Source organism: Deinococcus sp. Leaf326 (assembly GCF_001424185.1).
Taxonomy (GTDB): Bacteria; Deinococcota; Deinococci; order Deinococcales; family Deinococcaceae; genus Deinococcus.
Map to the genome: position 1 here is coordinate 1 of NZ_LMOM01000072.1, position 5,446 is coordinate 5,446.

The 5,446-nt window shown below is 62.1% G+C and carries 3 protein-coding genes; 2 read left to right on the forward strand and 1 reads right to left on the reverse strand.

Translation table 11 applies throughout. The features are described 5' to 3' along the window. Positions 1-116: 116 nt before the first annotated feature. Complete coding sequence (locus tag ASF71_RS19325) at positions 117-1,631, forward strand: hypothetical protein (protein ID WP_056303166.1); 1,515 nt, start codon at positions 117-119, stop codon at positions 1,629-1,631. Between the two features lie 152 nt (positions 1,632-1,783). Further along, positions 1,784-2,179 (forward strand): HU family DNA-binding protein, encoded by a 396-nt coding sequence (locus ASF71_RS19330; protein ID WP_056303168.1) that lies wholly within the window; start codon positions 1,784-1,786, stop codon positions 2,177-2,179. Positions 2,180-2,572: 393 nt separating this feature from the next. On the opposite strand, the gene ASF71_RS19335 is transcribed toward ASF71_RS19330, so the two are convergent. After that, on the reverse strand, positions 2,573-4,705 hold the full coding sequence (locus tag ASF71_RS19335; RefSeq protein WP_162243142.1) for a hypothetical protein: 2,133 nt from the start codon (positions 4,703-4,705) through the stop codon (positions 2,573-2,575). Positions 4,706-5,446 lie beyond the last annotated feature (741 nt).

Genomic DNA, 5,446 nt, shown 5'->3' on the forward strand with positions numbered 1-5,446 from the left:
TCACACCTCCAGAAGACCGCCTTTCGTCATTTTTGGCGATCCCCAAACCTGTTGAGGCTGTTCAGAACAGGGAAAACTGAAGTTGTCCTCTACTGAGGGCACTCATCACCTTCGGCGTGAATCTTCCCCTGACCCCCGCGGCCGAGGGTGGGGCGACTAAAGACCCCTTCAACTTCTCCCTCAACGTGACCGCAGTCCAAGACGCTGCACCACTCGTCGCGATGACTTCGGTCGTCAAACAGTGGGATGCGGTGGCAAAGACTTTCGGGAATTACGTCAAGTTCCCTACACGGACGTATACCGAGAATGGCGCGACGACCACACGGAGCCTGCCCGCGTATTACGACCTCAGCACCCTGGATGGCTCGACGACCGCCAAAGTCTTATGCGCTGGCGATGCGAACATGAGCGTGACGAACATCAGTACCGCGACCTTCCCAAATCGGTGGCGAGTCCAGCTCTTCGCTTTAGGGGATCACACCCTAAGGGTCTTCGCGGGAATGAGCTGTCCGACGGACGGGAGCCCACTCCTCAGCCAGGCGGTGACGGGGGTGGGGACCGTCGGAACCAGTATCGCCACGGGCATCAATCATAGTGTGGCCCTGAAGGCCGACGGGACAGTCTGGAGCTGGGGCAGGAACACCTTGGGACAACTGGGGGATGGCACGACCACGAACCGTACTACGCCAGTCACGGTGACAGGCCTCTCCAACGTGGTGAGCCTCGCTGGGGGTGCCAATCATAGTCTGGCGCTCCGGGCGGACGGAACCGTCCAAAGCTGGGGCGAGAACACCTTGGGACAACTCGGGGACGGGACGGACACCCAACGAAATACGCCCGTCGCTGTGAACGGCCTGTCTGACATCGTCAGCATCGCTGCGGGGAGTAATCATAATTTGGCGCTCCGCGCAGACGGGACCGTTCAAAGCTGGGGCTTTAATGGCGCTGGGCAATTGGGGGATGGCACGACCATGACCCACCACACTCCGTTCACGGTGACGGGCCTCTCCAACGTGGTGAGCCTCGCTGGGGGTGGCAATCACAGTCTGGCGCTCCGGGCGGATGGGACCGTTCAAAGCTGGGGCGGGAATAACTTTGGGCAACTCGGGGACGGGACCACCACTACGCGGGGCACGCCGGTTGCCGTCAGCGGCCTGAACGCGATCACAAGTATTGCTGCAGGCGCCGGGCACAGTCTGGGGCTCCGGGCGGATGGGACCGTTCAGAGTTGGGGCCAGAACACCGTCGGACAACTCGGGGACGGGACGACCACGAACCGCAACACCCCTGTCACGGTCAGCAGCCTGAACGGGATCGCGAGCGTCTCTGCAGGTGGCTATAGTTTGGCGTTGAGGATGGATGGGACCGTCCAAAGCTGGGCGTTGAACTCCCAAGGGCAACTGGGTGATGGCACGAGCACGAACCGCAACACCCCCGTCACGGTCAGCGGCCTGAGCGGGATCACGAGCGTCTCTGCGGGCGCCTACCACACTTTGGCCTTGATGGCGAATGGAATTATCCAAAGCTCGGGGTTGAACAGCTCTGGGCAGTTAGGGGACGGGAGCACCACCTCGCGGCTGACGTCTGGCCCCGTGGGCGGTCTGAGCGGGGTTGCGCAGCCGACACCCTGATCAGCATGGGCGGGCGCGGTTCTCCCGACGTGGGCCCCAAGCTGCATGACCCACAACGTCGGCAAGGGGGCGATGGATCCCTTGCCGCGCTCAAGGAGGCACCTGCCACCTTCCCGCTGACAGCGCACCTCTCCATGCAGCACACTGTTGCCATGACCAAACCCGCGAAGAAGGCCGCCCCCAAGACGAACGCTGCTCCGGAGCCCAAGGCCGCCCCCGAGAAGAAGACTGCCGCTGCCCCTGCACCCGCCCCGGCCACCCCGGCCGAGAAGGGCAAGCTCGCCAAAGCCGAACTCACTGAGCAGATTGCCCAGCACACCGGCCTCTCCCGCAAGCAGGCGAACGAGGCCTTCGATGCCATGGTCGAGGTCCTGGTCGATACCCTCAAGAGTGGCAAGAGCGTCGGCCTCCCCGGCCTTGGGACCCTCAGCGTCAAGGAGACCGCCGCCCGCACCGGCGTACGCCCCGGAACCAGCGACAAGATTCAGATCCCCGCTGGGAAGAAGGTCGCCTTCAAAGTCGCCGCGAGCCTCAAAGGCACCCTCTAACTTCCCCACACTTCAGGAGGCCTCCGGGCCTCTTTTTCTTTTCCCGCACGCCCGGCCCAGCAGAGCCGCCCACACGCTCACGGGCGTGTCGTCTTGCCTGGTGAGGCACAGATTCACGTGGGTCTTTTTCCTGAATCCATTCGGACGGGCAGCTCTGTCCAACAGCTGGCGTGCGCTTGCGCCAAGGCGTCGCGCAGTTCAGGCCCAAGAAAAAACTCCGGAAGAAGTACGCCGGTCGAATCGTCCGGAGGGACACTCACCCTCCAGCGACCGGCGTACTCCCTCCTCGGAGGACTCCCCCTAGTTCTTTGCCGAGAGAATGGACCACTCCCCTCAGGCTCTCTCTCTGATCCACGGAGGAGGTGACGCCCAAGCCCCACCCCTGCGCCAGCTTCAGGGCATCGGCTGCACCGCCCGCCATCCAATACTGGCAGGGGTGTTCCGTTGCGCTTTGTAATCCCCGAGCTGCACATAAAAGTTATCGCCCCAAGTCCATATCATCCCGTCTGCCGTCAAGGCCACACTATGACGCTGCCCCCCCGCGAGGCGGGTCATCCCACTCAGACCACTCACGGCGACCGGCGTCTTCCGATTGATGGTCGTGCCGTCTCCCAACTGCCCATAATCGTTCCTGCCCCAGCTCCATCCTGTCCCATCCGCCTTCAATGCCAGACTATGCGCATCACCCGCAGCGATGCTCGTGACCCCGCTCAGGCCACTCACCATGACCGGCGTGGATCGATTGATCCCCGTGCCGTCTCCCAGTTCACCGAAGCCATTAGAACCGCTGCCCCAGACCGTTCCATCCGCCTTCAAGGCCAGCGTGTAATTCCCACCCGCACTGATGCTCATGACCCCGCTCAGGCCGCTCATGGCGACCGGCGCTGTCCGATCCGTGAGCGTGCCGTCCCCCAATTCCCCATTTCTGTTGTACCCCCAGCCCCACACGGTCCCGTCCCCCTTCAAGGCCATACCCCGAGCGAAAGACGCAGAGATGCTCATGACCCCACTCAGGCCAGGAATTGTTGCAGGCAGGAGTCGTTGGGTGGTGGTGCCGTCCCCCAGTGCCCCATAGCCACCCGCGCCCCAGCTGAAGACGGTCCCATCTGCCCGGAGTGCCAGACTGTGACTTGAACCTGTGGCAACGCTGACGATATCCGAGAGGCCCTGGACCGGAACAGGCAAGGGTCGTTGGGTGGTGGTGCCGTCTCCCAGTTCCCCAGAACTGTTATCGCCCCAGCTTTGGACGGTCCCGTCCGCTCGGAGCGCCAGATTATGCGCAGTGCCCGCAGAAACGCTGGTAATTCCGCTCAAGTTCTCCACCTGGACTGGCGGAAGCTTAGAGGCGGGAGTCACAACGCCTAGCTGCTTATAGGTGTTGTCGCCCCAGGCGATGACGGTGCCGTCCGCTCGGAGCGCCAGACTGTGGCGCCAACTGGTAGAGATGCTGGTTTCACTGTTCCCGACCCCCGTCACCGTCTGGCTGAGCACGGGCCTGCCACTGGCTGGACACGTCATGCCCTCGAACACCTTCAGGCTGTGCTCCCCCAGGGAGAGCAGTTGCACCCGCCACCGGTTCGGGAAACTCGCCGTGCTGATGTTCGTCACGCTCATATTCGCGTCACCCGCACACAGCACTTTCGCGGTCGTAGAGCCATTCACATTGCTGAGGTCGTAATACGCAGGCAGACTCCGCGTGACCGCTACCCCGTTCTGCGTATACGTTCGCGTGGGGAACTTCTCGTAGTTGCCCAGGGCTCGAGTGGACGTATTCCACTGCTTGACGGCGGAACTCAGCACCGCGAGGGGCAGCGCATCCTGCACAGCGGTCACATTGAGCGAGAAACTGAAGGGGTCCTTGGCCGCGCCACCGTTGGCCGCAGCAGTCATGGGCACGTTCACCCCGAAGGTGATGAAGGCACTGTCCCCTGAGGCCATGAGGGTCGTTCCTCCAACCGAAGGTGGTGTCGTGAGCCACCAGCCCGTCTGGCTCAGGGTCTTGATGCCTTTGCCGGTGATGTCCACTGTGCTGACATCGAGGCCGGTCAGTACGGCATTCGCCTGCGGATCCGCAATTGCAGTGTTCGTCGAAGCGTTGATGGTCTGACCTTGAACCAGGGAGAGTGTACTGATGGACGCGCTGGCGTCCGAACCATCGAAATACCAGACGTTCGTAAAGACGCTGTCGGTGGGACTGCCCTGGGGGACCACGGCTACGAACTTCGGATTGCGCAGGGTCTGGCCGGTGTTGTTGGTGACCTTGTAGGTGACGCGGATATGCCGGATGCCTGTCGCCTCGACTGCGAAGGTCTGGACCAGAACGCGCGAGAAGCTGAATTGGTCCGGTGCACTGACGAGATCCTGAGCGCCCAGACCACTGGACGGCAAGGACTGAACCTGGCTGGTGGGGGCGCTCGTTCCGACCCCGGTGAAGTCGATCTGGAAGACGCCGGGGAGGGCCTGCTGAGCCGGCGTACCCGGCGCCGTGGCTACCGGAAGAGTTGTGGTTGGCACGGTCGCGGTCATCTGCCCACAGGCAGCGAGCAGGAGAGCGGGGAGCAGCAAGGGTAGGAGGTGTCGGCGCATGGTCAGAACTCCGTGTCGAAGGGGGAGGCGTTGTAAGCGTTGCTCAAACTGATCGGAATGGAGATGGCGAGCGTCACTGTGGTCCAGGCGCCGAGGGGTGTCAGGGAGGGCGCTTCGTAGGGCGTGAGGATCGCTGGAGCATGCTCAGAACAGACGACAGAGAGGAGGGAATTCGTGATGGGAGATGTCACAGACAACCTCGAAGGATGGAAAAGCAGGGGGAAGGAGAAAGCAGGCGAACTCTTCTTCACATCATATGAATGAGGCGTTAATGACCCGTAAAGAAGCGTCCTCGCCCCTATTCAGAAGCATCCTCATCTGTATTCCAACCGCCCCCACACGCTTGTCGTCCATAACGCAGGGTCGCCCGTCTAACGGGTGCCCCTTACTAGGGCATGTGCGCATTGGCAATCCATGACCTGAGCTGATCCATACAGTTAGGACATGCCGATGCTCTCCCTCGATGTGCCCGACTACAGTCCGCTTGAGTGCCAAATGGGACGAAGGATTCCAAATTACCCTTCACATTGAGGATGGCGAGGTGTACCTGCTGAGGTTCCCCCCTCGGTCGGTCCAGTCCGGTTGCAAAGACAGCGTACCTCAGCCCGCCTGAAACAGGCGGGCGTATTCATTCGGTGAGCGGTCTTCCAGAGAGCTGTGTGGGCGAACCTCAGTGTAGTC

Excerpts from the sequence above, each read along its gene's own strand:
- ASF71_RS19335 (WP_162243142.1), bottom strand. The coding sequence starts at position 4,705 with ATGACCGCGACCGTGCCAACCACAACTCTTCCGGTAGCCACGGCGCCG.
- ASF71_RS19330 (WP_056303168.1), top strand. The coding sequence starts at position 1,784 with ATGACCAAACCCGCGAAGAAGGCCGCCCCCAAGACGAACGCTGCTCCG.